The sequence below is a fragment of the Noviherbaspirillum malthae genome, from assembly GCF_015352985.1.
Lineage (GTDB): Bacteria > Pseudomonadota > Gammaproteobacteria > Burkholderiales > Burkholderiaceae_D > Noviherbaspirillum > Noviherbaspirillum malthae.
In genome coordinates this window covers 314,384-336,385 of sequence record NZ_JACYXF010000004.1, presented here as the reverse complement: position 1 = coordinate 336,385, position 22,002 = coordinate 314,384, and the positions used below count along the sequence as shown (strand labels likewise).

The 22,002-nt window shown below is 63.9% G+C and carries 23 protein-coding genes; 13 read left to right on the top strand and 10 right to left on the bottom strand.

Annotated elements, in window-relative coordinates:
* Positions 1 to 77 precede the first annotated feature (77 nt).
* From IGW03_RS09585 to IGW03_RS09555, 7 genes are all read right to left on the bottom strand, one after another.
* Positions 78 to 905 (bottom strand): amidohydrolase family protein, encoded by an 828-nt coding sequence (locus IGW03_RS09585; protein ID WP_194722304.1) that lies wholly within the window; start codon positions 903 to 905, stop codon positions 78 to 80.
* 35 nt (positions 906 to 940) lie between these two features.
* On the bottom strand, positions 941 to 1,951 hold the full coding sequence (locus IGW03_RS09580; RefSeq protein WP_194722303.1) for a hydroxyacid dehydrogenase: 1,011 nt from the start codon (positions 1,949 to 1,951) through the stop codon (positions 941 to 943).
* Between the two features lie 70 nt (positions 1,952 to 2,021).
* On the bottom strand, positions 2,022 to 3,068 hold the full coding sequence (locus tag IGW03_RS09575) for a LacI family DNA-binding transcriptional regulator (RefSeq protein WP_228535275.1): 1,047 nt from the start codon (positions 3,066 to 3,068) through the stop codon (positions 2,022 to 2,024).
* Between the two features lie 15 nt (positions 3,069 to 3,083).
* Positions 3,084 to 4,973, bottom strand: coding sequence for a TRAP transporter large permease (locus IGW03_RS09570; RefSeq protein ID WP_194722301.1), 1,890 nt, complete (start codon positions 4,971 to 4,973; stop codon positions 3,084 to 3,086).
* A 91-nt stretch (positions 4,974 to 5,064) separates the two neighbouring features.
* Complete coding sequence (locus IGW03_RS09565; protein ID WP_194722300.1) at positions 5,065 to 6,096, bottom strand: TRAP transporter substrate-binding protein; 1,032 nt, start codon at positions 6,094 to 6,096, stop codon at positions 5,065 to 5,067.
* 287 nt (positions 6,097 to 6,383) lie between these two features.
* Entirely contained in the window at positions 6,384 to 7,346 is a 963-nt protein-coding gene (locus IGW03_RS09560) for a CvpA family protein (RefSeq protein ID WP_194722299.1), read from the bottom strand.
* A gap of 38 nt (positions 7,347 to 7,384) precedes the next feature.
* The gene (locus IGW03_RS09555; RefSeq protein WP_194722298.1) at positions 7,385 to 8,047 is read right to left on the bottom strand and encodes a GntR family transcriptional regulator; all 663 of its coding nucleotides are present in this window, start codon (positions 8,045 to 8,047) and stop codon (positions 7,385 to 7,387) included.
* A gap of 247 nt (positions 8,048 to 8,294) precedes the next feature.
* Between IGW03_RS09555 and IGW03_RS09550 the strand changes: the two genes are divergently transcribed.
* The 8 genes from IGW03_RS09550 to IGW03_RS09515 all read left to right on the top strand — a co-directional run bounded on the left by IGW03_RS09550 (position 8,295) and on the right by IGW03_RS09515 (position 15,636).
* Positions 8,295 to 9,269: a Bug family tripartite tricarboxylate transporter substrate binding protein gene (locus IGW03_RS09550; protein ID WP_438943632.1), complete on the top strand. Its 975-nt coding sequence runs from the start codon at positions 8,295 to 8,297 to the stop codon at positions 9,267 to 9,269.
* A 27-nt stretch (positions 9,270 to 9,296) separates the two neighbouring features.
* Positions 9,297 to 10,964: a malonate decarboxylase subunit alpha gene (gene mdcA / locus IGW03_RS09545; RefSeq protein ID WP_194722296.1), complete on the top strand. Its 1,668-nt coding sequence runs from the start codon at positions 9,297 to 9,299 to the stop codon at positions 10,962 to 10,964.
* Positions 10,965 to 11,193: 229 nt separating this feature from the next.
* Complete coding sequence (gene mdcC, locus IGW03_RS09540; RefSeq protein ID WP_194722295.1) at positions 11,194 to 11,508, top strand: malonate decarboxylase acyl carrier protein; 315 nt, start codon at positions 11,194 to 11,196, stop codon at positions 11,506 to 11,508.
* The gene (locus IGW03_RS09535) at positions 11,505 to 12,404 is read left to right on the top strand and encodes a biotin-independent malonate decarboxylase subunit beta (RefSeq protein WP_194722294.1); all 900 of its coding nucleotides are present in this window, start codon (positions 11,505 to 11,507) and stop codon (positions 12,402 to 12,404) included. Before mdcC ends, IGW03_RS09535 begins: the two co-directional genes overlap by 4 nt.
* A complete protein-coding gene (mdcE, locus tag IGW03_RS09530) occupies positions 12,401 to 13,117 on the top strand; it encodes a biotin-independent malonate decarboxylase subunit gamma (RefSeq protein ID WP_194722293.1) in 717 nt (238 codons plus the stop codon). The genes IGW03_RS09535 and mdcE overlap by 4 nt, the downstream gene beginning before the upstream one ends.
* A complete protein-coding gene (gene mdcG, locus IGW03_RS09525) occupies positions 13,101 to 13,796 on the top strand; it encodes a malonate decarboxylase holo-[acyl-carrier-protein] synthase (RefSeq protein ID WP_194722292.1) in 696 nt (231 codons plus the stop codon). Before mdcE ends, mdcG begins: the two co-directional genes overlap by 17 nt.
* The gene (mdcB, locus tag IGW03_RS09520) at positions 13,793 to 14,704 is read left to right on the top strand and encodes a triphosphoribosyl-dephospho-CoA synthase MdcB (RefSeq protein ID WP_228535273.1); all 912 of its coding nucleotides are present in this window, start codon (positions 13,793 to 13,795) and stop codon (positions 14,702 to 14,704) included. The genes mdcG and mdcB overlap by 4 nt, the downstream gene beginning before the upstream one ends.
* Entirely contained in the window at positions 14,701 to 15,636 is a 936-nt protein-coding gene (locus tag IGW03_RS09515; RefSeq protein ID WP_194722291.1) for an ACP S-malonyltransferase, read from the top strand. Before mdcB ends, IGW03_RS09515 begins: the two co-directional genes overlap by 4 nt.
* 5 nt (positions 15,637 to 15,641) lie before the next feature.
* Here the strand turns inward: IGW03_RS09515 and IGW03_RS09510 are convergent, their stop codons facing one another.
* The gene (locus IGW03_RS09510; RefSeq protein ID WP_194722290.1) at positions 15,642 to 16,526 is read right to left on the bottom strand and encodes an alpha/beta hydrolase; all 885 of its coding nucleotides are present in this window, start codon (positions 16,524 to 16,526) and stop codon (positions 15,642 to 15,644) included.
* Positions 16,527 to 16,796: 270 nt separating this feature from the next.
* On the opposite strand from IGW03_RS09510, the gene IGW03_RS09505 reads away from it, so the two are divergent.
* The 4 genes from IGW03_RS09505 to IGW03_RS09490 all read left to right on the top strand — a co-directional run bounded on the left by IGW03_RS09505 (position 16,797) and on the right by IGW03_RS09490 (position 19,606).
* On the top strand, positions 16,797 to 16,982 hold the full coding sequence (locus IGW03_RS09505; RefSeq protein WP_194722289.1) for a hypothetical protein: 186 nt from the start codon (positions 16,797 to 16,799) through the stop codon (positions 16,980 to 16,982).
* Positions 16,979 to 17,179: a hypothetical protein gene (locus tag IGW03_RS09500; RefSeq protein WP_194722354.1), complete on the top strand. Its 201-nt coding sequence runs from the start codon at positions 16,979 to 16,981 to the stop codon at positions 17,177 to 17,179. Before IGW03_RS09505 ends, IGW03_RS09500 begins: the two co-directional genes overlap by 4 nt.
* Positions 17,180 to 17,437: 258 nt before the next feature.
* The gene (locus tag IGW03_RS09495; protein ID WP_194722288.1) at positions 17,438 to 18,394 is read left to right on the top strand and encodes a Bug family tripartite tricarboxylate transporter substrate binding protein; all 957 of its coding nucleotides are present in this window, start codon (positions 17,438 to 17,440) and stop codon (positions 18,392 to 18,394) included.
* A 138-nt stretch (positions 18,395 to 18,532) separates the two neighbouring features.
* Positions 18,533 to 19,606 (top strand): tartrate dehydrogenase, encoded by a 1,074-nt coding sequence (locus IGW03_RS09490; RefSeq protein ID WP_194722287.1) that lies wholly within the window; start codon positions 18,533 to 18,535, stop codon positions 19,604 to 19,606.
* 48 nt (positions 19,607 to 19,654) lie between these two features.
* On the opposite strand, the gene soxR is transcribed toward IGW03_RS09490, so the two are convergent.
* Complete coding sequence (gene soxR / locus IGW03_RS09485) at positions 19,655 to 20,179, bottom strand: redox-sensitive transcriptional activator SoxR (protein ID WP_194722286.1); 525 nt, start codon at positions 20,177 to 20,179, stop codon at positions 19,655 to 19,657.
* Between the two features lie 103 nt (positions 20,180 to 20,282).
* Here soxR and IGW03_RS09480 point away from each other — a divergent pair, with 103 nt between their 5' ends.
* Positions 20,283 to 20,711, top strand: coding sequence for a RidA family protein (locus tag IGW03_RS09480; RefSeq protein ID WP_228535271.1), 429 nt, complete (start codon positions 20,283 to 20,285; stop codon positions 20,709 to 20,711).
* Positions 20,712 to 21,016: 305 nt separating this feature from the next.
* Here the strand turns inward: IGW03_RS09480 and IGW03_RS09475 are convergent, their stop codons facing one another.
* Positions 21,017 to 21,694 (bottom strand): hypothetical protein, encoded by a 678-nt coding sequence (locus IGW03_RS09475; RefSeq protein ID WP_194722285.1) that lies wholly within the window; start codon positions 21,692 to 21,694, stop codon positions 21,017 to 21,019.
* Positions 21,695 to 22,002 lie beyond the last annotated feature (308 nt).

The window sequence follows — 22,002 nt, the reverse complement described above, 5'->3', positions numbered from 1 at the left end:
AGTTTTTCTCTCCCCGAACCTGCTGCCGCATTCAACGTTGTTCCGCGGCTGCTGCCCGCAGCAGCATCAGGAGGAATTCAGGAGCGCGGGAAGCCGTACACTTCCTCGGGGTTCTCGACCAGAATGCGATGGCGCGCACGTTCGTCGGGCGCCCAGTCAAGGAGCAGATCCAGCAGGCCCGCATCCGACGGCAGCGGATCGCGGTTGGGATGCGGCCAGTTGCTCGCCCACAGGCAGCGCTCCGGATAAGCGGCGGCCAGGGTGCGTGCAAGCAGGCCGACGTCGCCGTAATGCGGCGCGCCGTCGCGCGAAGTCTCATACGGTGCGGAAAGCTTGACCCAGCATTTGCCGCCGTCGAGCAGGCGGCATAGCGCCTTGAAGGCGGGATCATCCGGCGTCACCGGCTCGAGGAATTTTCCGGTGTGGTCGATGACCAGCTTGCCCGGCACGCGCTGCAGCAGCGCGGCGTGATCGGGCAACTCCCGTCCGTCCAGCTGCAGGTTGACGTGCCAGTCGAAGGCTTGCAGGCGCGACGCCATCGGTTCCAGCGCTTCCCAGGGAAGAACGCCGCCCAGCATCATGAAGCGCACGCCGCGCATGCCCCTTGCATGCAGCTTTTCCACTTCGTCGTCTGGCAGGTCGGGCGCAATGACGGCAACGCCGCGCGCCGTATCGCCGAGGGCGGCAAGCGCATCCAGCGTGCAGCTGTTGTCGAAGCCGTAGCCGGTGGGCTGGACGACGATCGTGCGTTCCAGTCCCAAGTCCTGCTGCACCTTTCTGTAGGCATCCACCGGCGCATGCGGCGGCTTGAAGGTGGCCGTCGGTGCAAGAGGATAACGGTCTTCATAAACGTGCATGTGGCAATCGCATGCGCCGGGCGGCGGTTTCAGTCTGGCGGATTCCATGTCTTCTCCTGTTTTATTTTCTCGAACGGATGAGCTCAGCTCGCCACGGCATTGGTGCAGTCGAGGCGTCGAAGGCGTTTCGCATGCGCCGCATTGACCGCGCCTTCCGGCACGCGCCCCTGCAGGATCGCTTCGACCTGCCTGACCGTATCCATGGCCTGGTGCTCGATGGCCTGCGGGGTAAGACCGCCGGTGTGGGGGGTGGCGATTGCGCGCGGATGCCTCGCCAGCTCGGGCGAGGGCATCTGGTCCGGCGCCCGGCCGACATCCATCGCGCAGCCGGCGATGTGCCCCGAGTCCAGCGCGGCCAGCAATGCCGCCTCGTCGACCAGATTGCCGCGCGAGGCATTGATGAAATACGCGCCCGGCCGCATGCGGGCGAAGGCCTCGGCATTCATCAGGTTCTCGGTCTGCTCGTTGGCGACGGCGAGGCAGACCACGAAATCGGACTGCTCCAGCAGCGCCTCCTGGCCGAGCTGCGTGACGGCAGGATCGTCGACGGCGGCGAAAGGATCGCTGACCACCACACGCATGCCGAAGGCCGTGGCCAGCCGGCACAGGTAGCGGCTGATCTGGCCGTAACCGATTACGCCGAGGGTGGAGTGGCGCAGTTCACGTCCCATTGCAGCTGCAGGCACTTCACCCCGGTGGTAGCTTTCGCTGGAGGCGGTGACATGGCGCCCGAGATCGATCATCGTGCCGATGATCCATTCCGACACCGAAGGAATGAAACCTGCGCTGGCCTGCGTCACCAGGATGCCGTGCGCGCTTGCGGCGTTGACATCGATGTTGCGGATATCGATCGCGCAGCGGGAGAACGACACCAGCTTCGGCAGCTGCGCAAACAGTTCCGCGCTGCCGGGCGTGCCGCGGTAGGACACGATGCATACGCAGTCCTTCGCCGCCTCGATCAGTTCGGCCGGGGACAGTTCCCGGTCCAGCGGGTTGAAGCGCACTTCGGCGAGTGCCTGCAGCGCTTCGATCGCCCGCGGACCGTAATAGTTGTGCAACGCATCCTGCGGATGCGTAAGGAATACCGTGGGCATGTGTTTTTCTCTTTGCAAGGTAAATTGATACCAGATCCGATCCCGAGCCATTCCATGACGTGGGATCGGTTCAACGGAAGTCCCGTACGGATTGCCGTGCCACGAATTCGGGCTGAAACAGGAACTCGGACGGCGTCACCGCGGGATCGCCGAGCCGGGCAATGATGCGTTCGACCATGGTGGCCGCCATGTCCTTCACCGGCAGGCGCACCGTGCTCAGGCCAGGGTTCGCCAGCGACGACAGGAACATGTCGTCCATGCCGATGACCGACATGTCGTCGGGCACCTTGAGCCCGGCATCGTGAAAGCCGGCCATCAAGCCGAGCGCCAGCATGTCGTTGATGGCGATCAGGCCGCTCGGCGCGGCGGCATCCCTGGCGTGCGCCATGTGCGCGGCATGCTGGCGTCCCGCATCGGCCATGTCGGAATCGCCGAACACGCTGCCGGTCTTGATTTCGATGACCTGCGCATGCCTGCGCAGTCCGGCTTCGTCGACGGCCGACCAGAAACCTTCCAGCTTCTCGCTTCGGCTCAGGGTCTTGCCGGAAGCCGTCACGAAGCCGAGCCGTTCATGCCCGCACTCGATCAGATGCCGGGTGGCCAGATAACCGGAGCGGAAGTTGTCGACCGAGACATGATCGATCAGCGATGTCGCGCCGGGCGTCGCGCGGCGGTCGTAGCTCACCACCACCATGCCATGCCGCATTGCCGCCTCGATATGCTTCTCGTCGGCCAGCGAGGAAATCACGATGACGGCCCGCACGCCGTAAGCCAGCAGATCGTCGATGAAGCTGGCCTCCTTTTCCTTGTCGCGGTAGGTGTTGCCGAGCATGACGCGATAGCCGTAGCGCTCCTGCGCGATCGATTCGATTTCCCGCGCGATGAAGCCGTACATGGGGTTGGCAATCGACGGCACCAGCAGGCCGAGCATGGCCGTGGTGCCGGTCTTGAGCTGGCGCGCAACCCGGTTCGGGCGGAAATTGAGGGCGGCAATCGCCGCCTCCACCTTGGCCAGCGTGCTTTTTCCCATACGGTCCGACCGGCCGTTCAGCACGTTCGATACGGTGCTGACGGAAACGCCGGCGTGATTGGCCACATCCTGAATGGTGCTGCTCAACTGCATTCTCCTTTGTCAAGACAGGCCGAGATGCGTCGGCAACCACATCGAAAACTGCGGCACCAGAACCAGCAGGATGAGCACGAGAAACAGAACCGCCAGGTATTTCATCATGGGGCGCGCTACATGCTTGACCTCGGTGCCGGTGATCGAGCAGGTTGCAAACAGACCCAGGCCGATCGGCGGTGCGAACAGGCCCAGGCCCATCGCAATCACCATCACTGTTCCGAAGTGTAGCGGATGCACGCCCAGCTGCTGCGCGATCGGCGTCAGAAGCGGACCGAAAATGATCAGCGCGGGCGCGCCTTCGAGGACGGCACCGAACACGATCATGATCAATACCGAGGCCAGCACGAAGAAGATGCTGCCGTATTCGCGGCCGAAGGCCACCATGGCATCGGACACATAGACCGGGATCTGCAGCAGCGTCAGCGCGAACGACAGGCTGGAAGCGGCGGCCACGATGAACAGGATGCCGCCGGCCATCGATGCCGACTTGACGAAGAGCTGCACCACCGATTGCAGCGTCAGTTCCCTGAAGGCAAAGCCGCCGACCACCAGCGCGTAGATCACCGCGAATGCGGAGATTTCCGTCGAGGTGGCCACGCCGGAGGTGACGCCCTTGCCGATCATGGTCACCATGACCAATGCGACCAGCGCGCCGCCGATCAGGGGCAGCAGCGGCGTGCGGATATCGAAGGCCTCGTCGGGATTGATTTTCTTGCCGACATACACGGCCACCGCGGCCAGCGACAGCGCCAGCACCGCGGCCGGTATCAGGCCCGCCATGAACAGCCCGGCGATCGATACGTTGGCGACGAATCCCATGATGATCATGTTGATGCAGGGCGGGATCGTCTCGGCCATCACGGCGGTGCAGGCGAGAAGGCCGGCGGCTTCGTTCGGGTCCTGGCGGGTCTTGCGCACCGCCGGCATGATGATGCCGCCCACCGCCGCGATGTCGGCCAGCTTCGAACCCGACACGCCGGAGAAGAATGCGGTGGCGACGATCATGATCAGATTCAGGCCGCCGCGGACGCGGCCGAAGATGCGCAGCAGCAGTTCGATCAGGCGCGACGACATGCCGTTGGATTCCATCAGCAGGCCGGCAAGAACAAAGAAGGGAATCGCCAGCAGCACGAAATGGTCCATGCCGGCCAGCACCTGCTGCGAATAGATCAGCAGCGGGAGTGTCGGATCGGTGAGGAAGTACAGCAGCGACGACAGCGCCAGCACGAAGGCGATCGGCAAGCCGATGAGGAGGCCGACCAGGAAACCGGCGGTCAGCAGGAACCACGGCTGGACCGGGTGTTCCGGCATCAGCGTGTTCCAGCACCAGACCGCGCCGCACAGCGCCGCGCCTGCCGCAAACGTTCCCCAGACCGTGCGTGCCGGACCGTTGACCGCATTGGCGATGCCGAACAGCGTCATGAAGGCGCTGCCGATGACGACCGGATAAATGTAGATCCATTGCGGCAGCCCGATCGGCGTGGTCTGGCCCTGGGCGTCGAACAGCAGCTGGCAGGAAGAGACGAACAGCGTTCCCGACACCGCAACGATGATCCAGCTGCACAGCTGCATGAGCGCAGGCCGCCATGACGACGGCAGCATGCCGCGGAACACGTCGATGCCCACATGCTGGCTTCGCGCCAGCACGGTGGCCGCGCCGAAAAACACCTGGATCACCATCAGCGCACGGGCGATTTCCTCGGCCCAGTGCCAGGGGTCATGCAGAAAGTAGCGGTAGACGACCGACGCGAACACGATGGCGACATCGACAGCCAGGACGGCGCCGGAAAAATATTCCGTCCCGCGCATCAGGCGCGCCAGCCAGCGCCCGCCGGAATGATCGATGCGAAAGCCGAGCGCGGGCGCGGCATCGCCATGCAGGGCCGGCGCGTTCATGCCGGCAGCGCGGCGGCGCCGCGCTCTCCTTCAGGCAGATCCGGAAAGGCGCTGCCCGGCAAGCCGGCCGGGCTCATCATGAGATAGGTGTTCATGCGCGTGCCTCCGCGATGGACTTGAACATGGGCGCGGTGGCCGGATACTGCTTGGCGAAGGCGGGCCACAGCTTGGCTTCCATTTCCTTGCGCACCGATTCCCGTTCCGCCGGCGCCATCGGGTGGAATGCCATGCCGAGCCGCTTCAGCTCGGCAATCGCCTGTTCGCCTTTTGCGGCGGCCAGTTCGCGCTGCTGTACGGTCGCGTCCTGCGCCGCCTTCAGGAAAGCGGGGCGCAGATCGGCGGGAATCTTGTCGAGGCAGCGCTTGCCGGCCACCACTACCATTGGACTGAACAGGTGCTCGGTGGTCCAGGAATGCTTGACGACTTCGTTGAGCTTGGAGGCCAGTACGGTCGCGGCATCGTGTTCGAAACCGTCGACCACGCCGGTCTGCGCGGCCATGTAGAGCTCGCCGAACGGGATCGGCGTCGGGATGGCGCCCATGGCCTTGAAGGTTTCGATGAAGGCCTGGGTCGGCAGCACGCGCAGCTTGACGTTCTTCACGTCGTTCAGCGAAGCCACCGGCGCCTTGGTATAGACGCTGCGCGGACCGAAATGCGAAGCCCAGGCAATGACGGAACAGCCGGTGCGGCTTTGCAGCATCTTGTTGAGCTGGGTGCCGACGCCGCCGTCCAGCGCCTTGGCCACATGCTTGTAGCTGTCGAACATGTAGCCCAGGTCCAGCATGCCGAATTCCGGCACCAGGGTCGCCCAGATGGAGGAGCCGGTGACCATCATGTCGATCGAACCCACCTTCACCTGCTGCACCACGTCGGCTTCCTTGCCGAGCTGGTTGTTGGGGAAATAGGCCAGCTTGATGCGGTCGCCGACCGCCGCCTTCAGGTTGGCCTCCATGCGCTGATGCCAGATGAAATGGGCGGCATTGTCATCGGCCACCATCGAGGAGGAAAAGCGCAGCGTGACCGGAGTCTGCGCGCGCAGGAGCGGTGTGGCGATGCCCGAAGCCAGGGCGAGCGAGGCGGTTGAAGCGGACTGCAGAAAGCGACGGCGGGAAAGGGATTGCATGATGTCTCCTGACCAATCCAAGGTTGGAATTTGTTATGGGCAAAGCCGGGGCATGCTGCCTCCAGCAATGGAAAACCGTTACTAAAACGATTTACTAAAACGATACACCTGCAATTTATAGGCTGTCAACGCGAATTTTTCAGCGAAGTTGGAGGTGCCCTTCGGCATCACCGCGACTGCAGTTTGCTTGGAAAGCTGAGGGGCAATAACGGGAGCAGGAAATTGGACAGGCACAAGCGGAATGACTGAATCGGCTCAAACGCCAAGCAAAGGCGGACCCGAGGCGCTCAATTGCTGAACTGCTGCGTCACCATGATGCCGCGCCGGCCCCCGTCCATGATGCCGATGCCGACTTTCGCAAATTGCGGCCGCAGGATGTTGGCGCGGTGCCCCGGTGAATTCATCAGGCCCGTATGCGCGAGTTTCAGGGTGGGTGCGAGCGCCAGGTTTTCACCCGCAAGGCGGAAGCTTATCTTCGCTGCCCGCATGCGGTCGAAGGCGTCTTTTCCTTCGGGGGAGTGATGCGAGAAGTAGCCGCGCGCCAGCATGTCCGATGAATGCGCCCGTGCGACTTCGGTGAGGTCGGCATTCATCGTCAGCGGCTTCAATCCGGCGGCGCGCCTTTCCTTGTTCACCATTTCGAGCATCTGCGCTTCCAGCGACGGCAGCGGCCTGGACTCCTTGACCGTGAACGGCAGCTTCACCATCTCGGACGACTGCGGCCGAACGGTCAGCATGTTCAGCGTCTCGCCGAGCGCGTCGTCGAAGACCGGAAGCAGCCTGGCTTCCACCGCGTCGGCATAGCCGGCGAAACGGTTGGCAAGCTCGCTGTCGCGGGCTTCGCGCTGCATGCCTTCCGGCAGGGGCAGGGCCATCAGCAGGGCGGCGGCAACCGTCGCATGGATCAGGCCGTTGGCCAGCCCGGGCAGCACGCCCAGCGCCCGGTTGGCGGGATGCAGGTGGACCTGCCGGGGCAGCCGCGCGAGAAGCAGCGCGGCGAGCAGGCGCACCGCCAGCAGGCCGGCAAAGAAGATTGCGAGGAACGCGCCCGGACGGCTCCACGCCGGGGGCCAGCCTGTCATGCGAGCCAGCCATTGCGCGGCCGGCGCGTAGAAATGCAGGGCCAGCAGCAGCCCGGCGACCCAGGCGGCGAGGTCCACCGCCTCCAGCACGAAGCCGCGGCGCCACGCCACGGCCATGCTCAGAAGAATGAAGGCGCCCAGCAGCAGGTCTATCCAGTTGAGTGCCATGGGGCGCTTCGCTTAGCGGCGACTGCCCGGCGCCCGCATCACGCCGCCTTGTTCGACAGGTGGGCCAGCGAAGCAATCAGGTCGGCGAAGCGCTGCCCCTGGATCATGATGTGATCACGCAGCAGCGCGGCGGTGCGTTCGCCGTCGCCGGCGACGATGGCATCGACGATTTCCTGGTGCTCGGAAAAGGAAGTGGCGACCCGGTCGCGCACGCGCAGCTGCAGCCTGCGGTAGGGCCGCAGGCGGCGGTGCAGGTTGCGCGCCTGTTCGGCAAGAAAGGCATTGTGGCTGCCGGCGTAGATCTGCTCGTGGAAGGCTTCGTTGCGGTAATAGTATTCGTCGGAGTCGCCGGCTTCGTGCGCATCCCGGCAGGCTTCATGCGCCTTCTGAAGCTGCGCATGTTCCTCGGTGAACATGCGGCGCGCGGCCAGGCGGCCGCACATGGCTTCCAGTTCGGCCATCACTTCGAACATTTCCACCAGCTGCTGGGGCGCGATTTCGGCCACCACGGCGCCGCGCCGGGGGCGGATCACCACCAGGCCCATCGATCCAAGCTGGATCAGCGCTTCGCGAATGGGCGTGCGCGAGACGCCGAAGCGGGTGGCGAGTTCGGTTTCGTCCAGATGCTGGCCCGGACGCAGCTCGCCGACTGCGATCTTGTCTTCGATCGCGTCGCGCAGGGAATGGGAGCGGCTTGTCATGTGTTCTTTGCTGTGGTGTGTGTTTCGGCGGCAAACCTGTCTGTTTGGGCTGCCTCAGGGATAACAGTTCCATCGCTTGCCTCCGGGCAGTTTGATGTTGATCAACCGCCTTGTATTTTATTTTCAAATTCTTGTATACATGAGGCGTGCGATAAGTATACGATCAGGCACATAATAAACCGTAAAGCGGTAAATGCCTGCAGCCATTCGCTGCAAACCCAACCTTCCATTGGTGGAGACAACGATGATGCTCAAACGCGCTTTCCTACTCGCGGCCGGTCTGGCCGTTTCCTCGCTCACCGGGCTGTGCGCCGCGGCCGACGCCTGGCCGAGCCGGCCGATCACCGTCATCGTGCCGTTCCCGGCCGGCGGCGGCACCGATGCGTTCGCGCGCCCGCTCGCCGCGCAGCTGACGAAGCAGCTGGGCAAGACGGTCATCATCGACAACCGCGGCGGCGCCGGCGGCAACCTGGGCGCCGGCGTGGCGGCAAAAGCGGCGCCCGACGGCTATACCTTCTTCATGGGCGCGGCCCACCATGCGATCGCGCCGTCCATCTATCCCAAGCTCGACTATGACATCCAGAAAGATTTCATCCCGGTCGCGCTGGTTGCCACGCCGCCGCAAGTGATCGTCGTCAATCCGCAGCGGGTGCCGGTCAAGGACTTGGCTTCCTTCATCGACTATGCGAACAAGAATCCGGGCAAGGTCAATTTCGGCTCGGCAGGCAACGGCACCTCGCACCATCTCGCCGGCGAACTGTTCAAGATCCAGACCAAGACGGCGCTGACCCACATTCCCTACCGCGGCGCCGGCCCGGCATTGCAGGACTTGGTGGCGGGGCAGGTCGACATGATGTTCGACGGGTTGGGTTCGTCGGCTTCGCACATCAAGGCGGGCCGCATCAAGGCGCTGGCAGTGGCTGCGCCCAAGCGCGCGCCCGGTTTCCCGGACGTGCCGACCGCCGCCGAGGCCGGCGTGCCCGACTATGAAGTGTCGACCTGGTACGGCCTGTTCGCAGTCAAGGGCACGCCGCCCGAGGTCGTCGAGCGCATGACGGCCGAAGTGAAGAAGGCGCTCGCGACGCCCGAGCTGCAGGCCAACTGGCAGAACGCCGGCTCGGAAGTGCCGACCATGTCGCAGGCCGAGTTCGGCTCCATGCTCGCGGCCGACATCGCCCGCTGGAGGAAGGTGGTCAAGACCGCCAACGTCAAGCTCGACTGAGTTTTTCCGCCGACAGGAGAATGAGTAATGGGTGCGCGTGAACACGCATGGAACCGGCAGCAATGCAATCGGGCGGACCGCCTGGCGCGCGCGCATTCCGCGCTGGCCGGCGGGCTCTCCGGCAAGGTGTGCGCGGCGGATCGCATTGCCGATCTGCTGCATGCGGTGCTGGAGCCGGGCGACCGGGTCTGCCTGGAAGGCAACAACCAGAAGCAGGCTGATTTTCTCGGCAAGGCGCTCGCCGGCCTCGATCCGGCGCGCGTCAACCGGCTGCACATGCTGCAGTCGGTGATTGCCCTGCCCGAGCATCTCGATGTCTTCGAACGCGGCATCGCCTCGCGCCTGGATTTCTCCTTCTCCGGGCCGCAGGCAGCTCGTCTTGCGCGTTTGGCCGCGGCGGGCCAGCTCAACATCGGCGCCATCCACACCTACCTGGAATTGTTTTCGCGCTATTTCATCGACCTCACGCCGAGGGTGTCGCTGATCGTGGCCGAAGCGGCCGACCGTGCCGGCAACCTGTATACCGGGCCCAATACGGAAGACACGCCGGCCATTGCGGAAGCGACCGCCTTCAAGAGCGGCATCGTCATCGCCCAGGTCAACCGCATCGTCGATGCGCTGCCGCGCGTCGACATTCCGGCCGACTGGGTGGATTTCGTCGTGCAGTCGCCGACGCCGTATTACATCGAACCCCTGTTCACCCGCGATCCTGCGCAGATTTCCGAGATCCAGGTGCTGATGGCGATGATGGCCATCAAGGGCATCTACGCGGAATACCAGGTCGAACGCCTCAACCACGGCATCGGCTTCGATACCGCCGCCATCGAGCTGCTGCTGCCGACCTATGCGCAGTCGCTCGGCCTGAAGGGCAAGATCGCGCGCCACTGGGCGCTGAATCCGCACCCGGCGCTGATACCCGCCATCGAGGCCGGTTTCGTCGAATCGGTGCATTCCTTCGGCTCCGAACTCGGCATGGAAGACTATGTGCGGGCGCGGCCCGACGTCTTCTTCGTCGGACCGGACGGCTCCATGCGCAGCAACCGGGCGCTGTGCCAGGCGGCCGGGCACTATGCCTGCGACATGTTCATCGGCTCGACGCTGCAGATCGATTTGCAGGGCAATTCCTCCACCGCGACGCTCGGCCGCATCGCCGGCTTCGGCGGCGCGCCCAACATGGGTGCCGATGCACGCGGCCGGCGCCATGTCAGCCCGGCATGGCTGAAGGCGGGAAGCCAGGCGCGCCAAGGCAGCAATGCCATGCCGCGCGGACAGAAGCTGGTGGTGCAGATGGTGGAGACCTTCCGCGAACACATGGCGCCGGCCTTCGTCGACAAGCTCGATGCCTGGCAGCTGGCCGAGCAGGCCGGCATGGCGATTCCGCCGGTGATGATCTACGGCGACGACGTGACCCACATCCTTACCGAGGAAGGCATTGCGAACCTGCTGCTGTGCCGCAGCGAGGAGGAGCGCGAGCAGGCGATCCGCGGCGTGGCCGGGTATACGCCGGTGGGGCTGGGGCGCGACAGGCGCATGGTGGAGAATTTGCGCGACCGCGGCATCATCCGCCGGGCTGAAGACCTTGGCATCGACAAGCGGCTGGCGACAAGGGATCTGCTGGCGGCGAAGAACATGAAGGATCTGGTGCGTGCTTCGGGCGGCTTGTATGACCCGCCGAAGCGGTTCAGGAATTGGTGAGAGCAAGTTTTTGGGTTTGACAATTCAACCCTTTGACGAGTGCTGAGTAAGGAAGGCTCCTTCCCTTTCAAGGGCGCCCGGCGTAGGGGGAAGGTTGGGATGGGGATGGGTTTCATTAACTCGCGCTAAACCCATCCCCACCCTAACCCTCCCCTTGAAGGGGAGGAAACAATAGGTCTTGACGGACGCAAGTGGAATTCGCAACCCATCAACCACAACCATCAAACCCATGGAAACCCTCACATTCCGCTACGAAAACGGCAGCCGCAGAAACAGCGCCCAGCCGCAGCTGGTCGGCGTGGTCAGCTCCGGCAACCTGGAAGTGCTGATCGAGCCGGCCGAGCTCGGCGGCGCCTGCGAAATCGAAGTCCATACCGCCGCCGTCGGCTTCGGCGCCATCTGGCAGGCCGTGATGAACGACTTCCATGCGCGCTGGCCGCTGGCCGATGCGCGCATCTCCATCAACGACATGGGCGCCACGCCCGCCGTGGTCAGCCTGCGGCTCGATCAGGCCGCCGAATCGGCACTGGAAGGAAAGCCATGAGCAGCTATCTCGAAGCCAGCGCCCGCGAGCGCATCCGCATGCTGCTCGACGCCGGCAGCTTCACCGAATACCTGCCGCCCGCGGCGCGCTTCACCAGTCCGCACCTGGGGCAGCTCGATGCTCCGGTGGCCTTCGACGACGGCGTGGTCATCGGCTCCGGCAGCCTGCAGGGCCGGCGGGTGATGGCGGCTGCGCAGGAGGGCGGCTTCATGGGCGGCGCGGTGGGCGAGGTGCACGGCGCCAAGCTGGTCGGCCTGCTCAAGCGCGCCGCTGCCGAACGTGCGGATGCGGTCGTTCTCCTATTGGAAACCGGCGGCGTGCGCCTGCATGAAGCCAACGCCGGGCTGATCGCCGTGTCGGAAGTGATGCGCGCGCTGCTCGATGTGCGCGAGGCCGGCATCCCGGTGCTGGCGCTGATCGGCGGCGCCAACGGCTGCTTCGGCGGCATGGGCATCGTCGCGCGCTGTGCCAATGCCGTCATCATGTCGGAAGAAGGGCGGCTCGCCATGTCGGGACCGGAAGTGATCGAGACCGCGGGCGGCGTCGAGGAGTTCGACTCGCGCGACCGCGCCCTGGTATGGCGCACCACCGGCGGCAAGCACCGCTATCTGCTGGGCGACTGCGATGCCGTCGTGCCCGACGATATCGGTGCGTTCCGTTCGGCGGCGACCGAGGCCATCGACCGTCTGTCGCGGCAAGCGCCTGCACTGACCCTGGAGGAACTGGAGGCCGAACAGCGGATGCTGGAACAGCGGCTAGCCGTCTTCGGCGGCCGCAGCGAACCCATGCAGATCTGGTCCGACCTCGGCATCGTGCAGCCGGAGCAGGTGCCGATGCTGGACGCGCAAGCCTTCACCGATCTCGCCGATCGTCACCGCACAGGAGCGCAGACATGAACTGGCAGGAACTGGCCTCGCAACTTTTTCCGGGCGGGCATGACATCCAGGAGCAGGATCGCTTCCTGTCGGGCACCGCCCGCGTCGGCGAACAGACGGTCGCCGTGATCGGCACCACGGACCACACGCCGATCGGCATCGAGATCGCATTGGCCCAGGCGCAGGCGGTGCTGGCCGTCGTCCGCGAACATCCGCAGCGCCCCATCGTGATCCTGGTCGATACCCAAGGCCAGCGCCTGCGCCACCGTGATGAAATGCTGGGCATCAACAGCTACATGGCGCATCTCGGCAAGTGCATCGACCTCGCGCGCCGGCGCGGCCACCGGGTGATCGGGCTCGTCTATGACCAAGCCTTGTCGGGTGGCTTCATCACCAGCGGCCTGATGGCAGACGCATGCTATGCGCTGCCCCAGGCGACCATCCGCGTGATGGGGTTGCCGGCGATGGCGCGCATCACCAAGGTGCCGGAGGAAAGGCTGGTCGAGCTGGCCAGGGACAATCCTGTCTTCGCGCCGGGCGCCCACAACTACCTGGCCATGGGCGGCGTCGAAGCGATCTGGGACGGCGACCTCGCCGCGCAGATGGAGCAGGCGCTGGCGCAGGCGACGCCTCAGGACAGGCGCGCCGAGCTCGGTGCGCAGCGCGGCGGCAGGAAATGGTCGCAGCAAGTCGTGCAGGCCGTGCTCGCCGATACCCATGCTCGCGCGGCATAGCCTGGTCTGGCTGCATCCGCAAGGATGGCAGGAGGCAGAAGCCGCAGCTTCCGCAGCGGCGGCGGCGTCCACTGCCGCCGATTGCAGCGATGCGTTCAGGCAGTGGCGGCAGGCCGACTGGCCGCTGATCGCCCGCCGGCCCGATGCCGATGCCGGCAGCGATGACTGCTGCCTCGGCCTGGCGATGCCGCCTGACCCTGCAACCGGATTCAAGCGCCGCATCGGATTGCGCGTGCAGCGCAGCGGCGTGCGCCGGATCGCCGCGCCGCTGCCCGTCGCAAGCACGGTTGATCGTGCGCCGCAGCTTTGGCGCACGCCGCTGTCCCGATTGAGCGAACAGGCGGAAGAGGCCGGAATGGCGCTGCATGTCTTCGGCTCGCTCGCCCTGCAGACGCTGACCGGCCGGTCTTATCTGACGCCGGCTTCCGATATCGACCTGCTGTTCATTCCCGCCAGCGCACGCCAGCTTGAGGAAGGCATGGCCATGCTCGGTGCCGCGGCCGAACAATTGCCGCTCGACGGCGAGGTCGTCTTTCCCGGCGGGCAGGCGGTGGCATGGAAGGAATGGAGGAACGCGGCAGGAGCCGCGCGGGGCATGCGCGTGCTGGCCAAGGACATGCACGGGGTGCGGCTGGCCAGCACCGCGGAACTGCTCGGCAGTCTGGAGGCGGGACAATGAACGCCATGCTGCCGCAATCCGGCCTTGCGCTGAATGACGCGATCGTCACGGATTGCGATGCCGGAAAGGAAGGGCAGTTCTGCCTGCGGGTAGGGCGCGCCGCCGTGTCCAGCCTTTACGACGAACTGGTGCTGTATCCGAAACCCGGACTGGTATCGCTGGTCGACAACGGCAGCCATGATGACATGAGCGCCGACACCTTCTTCCGCAGCCTGTTCGCGCTGCGCAGCTATTTCATCCGGATTACCGAAGCGGGCATGCGCGGCGCGCCGTTCGGCGTGCTCAGGCAACTCGGCATCGAAGCGGAAGGCCGCATGCTGCAAGCCACCGGCGGCATCAATACCCATCGCGGCGCCATCTTTGCGCTCGGCCTGCTGTGCGCATCGGCCGGCGCTTGCCGAGCCAATCACGCACCCATGACCGCAGAGAATATGCGTTCCACGCTGATGTCGGAGTGGGGGAGCGGACTGGCGATGCATACGCAAAAACATACGCAGAACGCGGGCGCATCGCACGGACTGCAGGCAGCCCGGCAATACGCGGCAACCGGCGCGCGCGAGGAAGCGGCGCTCGGCCTGCCTTCGGTATTCAATGTCGCCTTGCCCGCGCTGAAGACTACACTGGCGGCAAGCGGCTGCTGGGAGCGCGCCCGCATCGATGCGCTGTTCGCCCTGATGGCCTGCATGAGCGATACCAATGTCTACCATCGCGGCGGCGCCGAAGGGGCGCGCCTTGTCAGGGAATGCGCCGCCGACTTTCTTGCACGCGGCGGCACCGCGGCGGCTGACTGGGGCGTGCACGCGGTCGAGTGCCATCGGCGTTTCGTCGCCGACCGCCTTTCGCCGGGCGGCGCGGCGGATCTGCTTGGCGCGGCCTGCCTGGTACACAGGCTGACCCGGGACTCATGAACAGACGCCTTGCCATTCTGTGTCCCGGCCAGGGCGGTCAGCATGCGCAGATGTTCGATGTGCTCGGCAACGGCGCGCATGCAATGGCGCTGCTCGAACAATGGGGAATGCGGGATGCGCTCGGCATGCCGCCGGAGACTGCGCTGCAGGATACCGCGCACCTGTATGCGAACCGCAGCGCGCAGCCGCTGCTCGTCGCGGCTGCGCTGACTTCATGGGATGCAGTGAAGAACGTCATGCCGCAGCCTGCGCTCGTCGCGGGTTACAGCATCGGCGAACTGTCCGCCTACGCCGTCGCCGAAAGTGTTTCGCCGCCAGATGCGCTTGCACTCGCCGCGGCGCGTGCGGCGGTAATGGATGGCTGTATTGCATCCGAGGCGCCGCAGGCGATGCTGGCAGTGTCCGGACTGGGCTTGCCGCTGCTTCGCGACATGCTGCCGGCCGATGCGCTTTTCATTGCCATTGAAACCGGCAAGGACAGTGCGATCGTGGGCGGCTTGCGCGAACATGCGGAGGCTTTCCGCGTGCACGCCGAGCAGCGGGGGGGCCGCGTCACGCCATTGCCCATGGGCGTCGCTTCGCATACGCCGTTCATGCAGCCGGCCGTTGCGCCGTTTCTCGCCGAAATGCGGGCGCGCGGCTTCTCCGATCCGCATCTGCCCGTGATCTGCGGCATCTCCGCCGAAAGCGTGCGCCGCAAGGAACGCGCGGTGGAAACGCTGGCGCGCCAGCTTGCCGATACCGTGCTCTGGGACCAGTGCATGGACAGCTGCGCGGAAGCCGGCATTACGATCGCGCTCGAACTCGGTCCGGGGCGCGCCCTGTCGCGCATGCTGGAACAGCGCCATCCGCAGATCGCCTGCCGGTCGGTCTGTGAATTCCGCTCCGTCGCAGGCGTTGCCGCCTGGATCGGCCGGCACTTCGGTGAATAGGTGTCCTACTCGCTGACCGGGTCCAGCAGCAAGGCCATTTCCGGTTGACGTTCGCGTTCCTGCAATCGCGACTGCAGGAATCCGGCGATGCGCTGCTGGGTCGTTTCGAGGTAGGGAATATTGAAATGATCCGAACCGGCAATCGTGTCGTCCGCCTGCACGGTCGCCAGCTTCGATACCAGCAGATCGGTATGGATCTGCGGCACGACGTTATCCTTTTCGGCGCGCAGGACCAGCACCGGCGCGTTCACCTTGGCGGCATACTTGACCGATTCGAAGCGGTGTTTGAGCACCAGCGCCACCGGTATGGTGCGGAAGCGCCGCTTGGCGATCGCGAGGATCGAATCGTAGGGGGTGATCAGCGCCACCGCCGCCACCGGATGATGCGCGGCGACCTGCAGCGCTACGCCGGAGCCGAGGCTGCGGCCGATGACCGCAATGCGCGCAGGATCGACCTGCCGGTGCGCGGCCAGCCAGTCGAACAGCATCTTGCCGTCCTCGATGAGATGCCGCTCCGCAGGAACGCCGTCGGAATCGCCGTAGCCGCGGTAGTTCATCACCAGGACAGCCATGCCGGGAAACATGCTGGTGGCATCGCGCACCACCCATGAGACTTCTTCCGAACGTCCGCCGAAGTAGATCACCGCGGGATGCCTGCCGGGCGCCTTGGGCGTCAGCAGCCAGCCGCACAGGCGTATGCCGTCGGCGCTGCGCAGGACCACCGAGCGCGTCCGATGGCCGCTGCTGCGCGGCCGCTCGACTTCCCTGAGGCGAACCGGATTGAAGATCAGCCTGTGCTGCCTGGCCGACAGCGTGGCGAACATGCCGAGCCAGACGGTGCCTGCCATGCCTGCGATGCCGGAGAGGATGCGCTTGGTTTGTACGTTCATGGTGTCGGTGCCGGCGCACAGTGAAGGCGTCGAGCGGCAAAAGGTTTCCACTGATTTCAGCTTAGATGCCCGGCGGCATTGCGTCTTGCGTTGACGCAGACGCAGTGAGCGACGTCGCCGCAATGCGACAGATCGCTGCAGATGCCGGCGCTTTCCGCGATCTGCTGGTGTTCAGCGGTGAACTTAATCGTAAAGCTCCTGCCTACTCTTGATGGTCTCATCGACGCTGCCTTTGCAGATTCATCGTTCACATGACACAGGAGGGCATCCATGAACATCCAGCAAGACAAGCAGCAGGAACGCCAACACCAGGGACATCAGGTGGCGCAGCCGGCCGAGGAGTCGCTGAAAAAGCATGGCGACCAACTGGAAAAACCCTTGCACGATGCGCTCGTGCCCGACAGCCGCAACGGGCAGGCCGACCGTACAAGCGACGGTTCAGGCGGGCAGCAGTGAGGTTTGCAAACCGGCATGAGCATCGGCGCCGGACACCTGCCCGCCCGAGGGCAACGCTGATGTGCGCCGCACTGTCGGCCGTCTTCCTGCTCGCAGGCTGCGGCGGCTACGCGCGCAACCCCTCCGGCAGTTCCAGTTCCGGCGTCGAGGTGTACGGCACCATTGACGCCGGCGTACAGCGCGAACGCTCTCGCTAACGGCCTGCGCATCATATTTCCGTGCTCCTTGCGGGAGCGGGAATGCGGTTCCCGCATGTATTTCCGGCATTCAATCCTCTCCCCGATTATTAACATTCCCGACAAACTGCTTTAACCCCTGCCCGTATCTCTGCCGCTGCAAAAGGCATACAGTTGCTATGGCTGGGCATGTCTGCGCCGGGATTGCGAATCAGCAGCCTGCGCCGGCGCCCGTCCTCAAATCGGCTGTATAAAAACACGACAAGACAGGAGACAGGCATGAAGCTGCATTCGATACTGGCAGGTGTCGCACTCGGGCTGGCCGCGTTCGGCGCGCACGCACAGGCGCAGAATTATCCCGACAAGCAGATCCAGTACATCATTCCCTTTCCCGCCGGCGGCGAATCGGATTATGTCGCGCGGCTGCAGGCGGAACTGTTCAAGAACAAGTACAAGCAGTCGTCGATGCTGGTCCTGAACAAGGCAGGCGCGGGCGGCGGCCTTGCCTGGTCGCAGCTCAACACCATGCCGGCGGACGGCTATACCATCGTCGGCGTCAACCTGCCGCATATCGTGCTGCAGCCGCTTGAAGGCTCGGTGCAGTACAAGACCGAGGACATCACGCCGGTCTATTTCTATCACTTCACCGCCGATGCCATCGTCGTGCCGGGCAGCAGTCCGTACAAGACCTACCAGGAACTGGTGCAAGCCGCCAAGGCGAAGCCGGGCACGCTCAACATCGCCGGTTCCGGCAGCCTGTCGGCCAACCACATGGCGCACGAGCGCTGGAACAAGCAGGCCGCCGTCAAGACGACCTACGTGCCGTTCAAGGGCACCGGCGACCTGATCTCGTCGATGATGGGCAGCCACGTCGATGCGGCCATGACCTACCTGCCGTTCGCAATCCAGCAGAAAGGCAAGATGCGCCTGCTCGCGGTGGCCTCGGAAAAGCGCCATCCGGCCTTTCCCGATGTGCCCACCTTCAGGGAAGTGGGACTGGACTGGGTCGACGGCGCCTACCGCGGCGTTGCCGTGCCCAAGGCTACGCCCAAGGACATCCAGAAAAAAGTGTCCAACATCATGGCCGAACTCAACAGCGACCCGGACATGCGCAGCAAGCTGTCGGCGGCCGGCTATGACCTGGTCGACATCTCGGTGGACCAGATGCCGGACTTCGTCGCCAAGCGCACCAAATCGTATCTGCAGGATGCAAAGGATGCGGGCCTGGTCAAGTAATCAGGCAATTTCGCAGTCCCTGCTATCGGGCAATGCCATCCCCGGGCAGCGACTTTCATCAGCAAGTATCATGTGAAAAAACCGCCGGAGCCATTCTCCGTCGGCTTTCTCATCGTTTTCAGTTCAAGGTAATCTTTTATGACAACTCATCGCATTGCGGTCATTGCCGGCGACGGCATCGGCAAGGAAACCGTCCCGGAAGGCTTGCGCGTGCTCGACGCGGCGGCAAGGAAATTCGGCATCGATTTCCAGTGGGACCATTTCGATTTCGCCTCCTGCGATTATTACCAGAAGCACGGCCAGATGATGCCGGACAACTGGAAGGATCAGATCGGCGGCCATGACGCCATTTTCTTCGGCGCGGTCGGCTGGCCCGACACCGTGCCCGACCATATCTCGCTGTGGGGCTCGCTGCTGAAATTCCGGCGAGAATTCGACCAGTACGTGAACCTGCGCCCGGTCAGGCTGATGCCCGGCATTCCCTCGCCGCTGGCCAACCGCAAGCCGGGCGACATCGACTTCTACGTGGTGCGCGAAAACACCGAGGGAGAGTATTCGTCGGTGGGCGGCAAGATGTACGAAGGCACCGAGCGCGAAGTGGTGTTCCAGGAAAGCGTGTTTTCCAGGAAGGGCGTCGACCGCATCCTGAAGTTCGCCTTCGATCTGGCGCAGAAGCGGCCGAAGAAGCACCTGACCTCGGCCACCAAGTCTAACGGCATTTCCATCACGATGCCCTACTGGGACGACCGCGTCGTCGAGATGGCGAAGCAGTATCCGGATATCCGCTGGGACAAGTACCACATCGACATCCTGACCGCGCACTTCGTGCAGAATCCGGACCGCTTCGACGTGGTGGTCGCATCCAACCTGTTCGGCGACATTCTTTCCGATCTCGGCCCTGCCTGCACGGGCACCATCGCCATTGCGCCGTCGGCCAACATCAACCCCGAGCGCGCCTTCCCTTCGCTGTTCGAACCGGTGCACGGCTCCGCGCCCGACATTGCCGGCAAGGGGCTGGCCAATCCGATCGGCCAGATCTGGTGCGGCGCGATGATGCTCGAGCATCTCGGCTATGCCGAGGCGGGTGCAGCGGTATTGCGCGCGATTGAAAAGGTGCTCGAGGCCGGTCCGGCCAATGCGCCGTTCACCCGTGACATCGGCGGCAAGGCCGGCACGCAGGATCTCGGACGCGCGATCGCGGAAGCGATCTGAACGCGGCCGCAGCCGCGGCTGGTGCTTGCCGGTTGCGGTGCGTCGAAGTCAGACGATGGCGCGGCGTGTCTTTCGGCGGCCGCCGCCATCCGCCGGCTTGCCTTCGGCACCGGGCTCCAGCAATTGCGGACCGGCGCCGCAATCGGCCATGCTGTCCGCAGGATTGACCAGCGGACAGAGCTTCATCGAGAGGCAGCCGCAGCCGATGCAGCCGGTCAATCGGTCGCGCAGCAGCACCATGCGCTGTATGCGGTCGTCGAGATCGTCTTTCCAGCGCTTTGCCAGTCTTTCCCAATCCCTTGCCGTCGGCGTCCTGGCTTCCGGCAGCGCCCTGAGCGCACCCTCGATCTCGGACAGCGGTATGCCCAGGCGCTGCGCCGCCTTGATGACGCTCACCCGGCGCAGCATGTCGCGGGAATAGCGCCGCTGGTTTCCCGAGGTGCGCGCGCTCCTGATCAAGCCCTTGGTTTCGTAGAAGTGCAGCGCCGACACCGTCACGCCGCTGCGCCTGGCCATCTCGCCCACGCTCAGGTCGTGCGTCGGCTTCCTGTCCGCATCGTCATCATTTTTCATGTTGCCTCTTGACCTCAAGTTAAGTTGAGGTTTTATGCTACCGCACATTGGCATTTCCCAAGGTGAGGAATGCCGGATACCCCGCAACCAGCTGGAGAATCATATGGAAAGATCCCTCATGCAGCCGTCCGCCTCGCTCATCCGGCTCGTCAATCCGCCGGGCCTGTACGATCCTGCTCCCAACGGTTATTCGCACATGGCCGTCGTCGCCGGACCGTCGCGGCTGGTTCTGCTTGCCGGGCAGGGCGGGCAAAATGAACATGGCGTACTGGCCCCGGACTTCAGGTCGCAAGTACGTCAGGCGTTCGAGAATGTGCTGATCGCGCTCAAGGCAGCCGACACGTCGGCCAGGAAGGTGGTGAGGCTGATGGCGCTCGTGGTCGATCACAATGAAGACAAGCTGGCCGTGTTCGGCGAGGAGCTCGCGCGCGCCTTCGGCACCGGCATGATGCCGGCATGCACGCTGGTTCCGGTGCCTCGGCTGGCGCTGGACGGCATGCTGTTCGAAGTGGAGGCGACTGCGGTAGGTTAACAGGTGCCTCGATTGCCGCAGCTGCCAGGCGGTGGCCATATGCCTGGTCACTGCTCTGCTCGATTCGCCGACAGCTGCGGGCCTTCCGCATGCACGGTTCAGGGAACATGCATGCCGGAATGGCGGCAGCGGCAAGGACCTTCAGGCCACCAATCCCGGCATCGGGGAAAAAGTTTGGTAAACCGGCCGGTGCCGCATCATCGAGCCGGGGCGCCTCGCCGTGAACCATTCATTGACCGTATCGTGGCTGGTTCGGCCTGCCCGACAAATGCAGAGGAGGCCACATTAATACGCATGGCTTCGGCTTATGCCTTTGTTTTCCAATTCTTTACTTCATCGGCGTCAATGTAATGGTCGCCGTTGGTATTGACGTTGTCGTATTCCTTCCCGAGCATCATCAGCGCCTGGATATAGCGGGGATCGGCATCGACAGGACTGCCGTCCTTCGAACGATGATTCTGGTAATCGATGACCGAATCGATCGTTCGTGGCGTGAAGTAATCAATTTTATGTTTTTGCATCTGATCCAGCAGGATCTGCTTGGCTTCGTCCTGTGTGATTTTCAACTTGCCTTCGGTGCCGGGCATATTCTGCGCCTTGGAACCGTGCAGCTGGATCCTGTTCTTGATGGCGTCATTGATGTCTTGAATACCGACCCATCCATCCTGGGTGTGCGTCGTACCGGCATCCAGCCGATTGAACAGTCCATCTTCACTCAGCTTGAGGAACATGGCCTTGTCCTGATCGTTCAACTGAATCACCTTCTTGTCATCAAGCGTGACGGTTCCTTTATTGACCGCTTCCCTGACCTGGGCATTGGACATGAATGGAAGGTTATTGTCATGCATGAATTTCCTGAACCCCGCCGCCGTCTGGTAGGTAGAGGGATCATAATTGCCGTCCTTGTCCTTCGTGAACTTCGGCGCTTCGTAGGATTCGGGATTGAAATTGTATTTTGTGCTGCCTGAAGCTGGAACTGCCATAACGTCCTCCTGATTTTATGTCTTGACTGGATGCAGTGCGGCCTGCCCCCCTTTTTCCTGAAGCCTGGACTCTGTCGTCAATTCAAGAACTGGTGACGATGTGTGGTTTGGCGAACCCAAGGGTTCCCCGTATGCCTCGAATGAAGGCAAGTCTTCGGATAAAAATGAAAGCCGGAAAAGCTCGCATGCCTGCAGAAAACAGGTCTTGACGACATTTGCCAGCAGCATCTTGTTGAAACCGGCGGAAAGTGCGGGAAGGTGATAATCGGTGCTGACAAGGTTTGCAGTCTTGGGGCCCGATCTATAAG